This is a genomic window from Streptomyces triticirhizae, from assembly GCF_003696235.1.
In the GTDB taxonomy this organism is placed as follows: Bacteria; Actinomycetota; Actinomycetes; order Streptomycetales; family Streptomycetaceae; genus Streptomyces; species Streptomyces triticirhizae.
In genome coordinates, this window is the sequence record NZ_RFFJ01000427.1 from 1 (window position 1) to 525 (window position 525).

The window sequence follows — 525 nt, forward strand, 5'->3', positions numbered from 1 at the left end:
CGGGCGCCGGCGCGGCCGGGCGCTGGGAGGGCGCGGCGGCGGGCCGCTGTGCGGACCGCGTCGGCTGCGTGGCCTGCGTCGGCTGTGCGGACTGGGGGGGCTGCGGATACGGGGAGGGTTGGGACGGCTGGGGGGCGGCCGGCGGGGACAGGGGGCCGGGGCCGCCGGGCCGGAGGCCGCCGCCGCCTCCGCCGCCTTGGTCGATCACGGCCTCGATGCGCCAGGAGACGCCCATCCGGTCGCTGAGCGCCTGGCGGAGTACGTCCTCGCTGCCGCTGTTGACGAAGTTGTCCCGGGCGCCGGCGGAGGCGAAGCCGAGGCGGAGCGTGTTGCTGCCGCCGTCGAAGCCGATGACCTGGGCGTTCTGGCTCAGCAGAATCCAGCTGTAGCGGCGGCGCTGCTTGACCGCCTCCAGGATGTCCGGCCAGAGCTGCCGCACCTGGGCCGGATCGCCGCCGCCTGCGGCGGGGGCCTGCGGCGCGTGAGCGGCCGGCGCGGGCGCGGGCTCGGCGGGGGCGGGGGCCC

1 pseudogene is annotated in these 525 nt (G+C 79.0%); it reads right to left on the minus strand.

Annotated elements, in window-relative coordinates:
* A pseudogene (locus EBN88_RS32305) lies at positions 1–525 on the minus strand (DNA polymerase III subunit gamma and tau); the annotation flags it as partial.